Genomic DNA, 436 nt, shown 5'->3' with positions numbered 1-436 from the left:
CACTTCTCGATGGAAAACCCGGGTCAGTTCCGGGTGGAAATCAACATGCCGGGCCTCTCAAAGGCCGCGGTGGAGACACTGGTGCTCGACGGCCTGCGCTCGGCGCTGATGACGGAGGAAGCCGTGGCGCAGTTCCGCCGCGCCTACACCCACCACCTGGCCGACCAAAACAAGGATGCGAGCGACCGCATCGCCCGCCGCAGCAGTGCCATCCGCAGCCTCGAGCAGAAGCGGCAGCGCTTCCGCGACGCCATCGGCTCCGGCCACGCCAACCCGTCGATCTTCGAATGGCTGACCGAGACCGAGAACCAGCTGGCAGCTCTGCGAATGGAGGCCGAGAGCGAAGCCGACACGCTGATCGAGATCCCGGAGGATCTCACCGCGCTCTACCGGTAAGCGTCCGGCCTGACTGCCCTGCCGGGTTCAGGGAGTGATC

Annotated in this window: 1 protein-coding gene; it reads left to right on the top strand. The window is 66.1% G+C overall.

The genetic code is table 11. The annotated features are described in order from the left end of the window. On the top strand, nt 1–396 hold a 396-nt coding region (locus ELI80_RS15995; RefSeq protein WP_161596493.1), incomplete at its 5' end, for a hypothetical protein. Nucleotides 397–436 lie beyond the last annotated feature (40 nt).

The organism is Paracoccus aeridis (assembly GCF_004923205.2).
Classification (GTDB): domain Bacteria; phylum Pseudomonadota; class Alphaproteobacteria; order Rhodobacterales; family Rhodobacteraceae; genus Paracoccus; species Paracoccus aeridis.
Note: the sequence above shows the minus strand (reverse complement) of the source record. Positions and strands in the feature narration are given on the sequence as shown.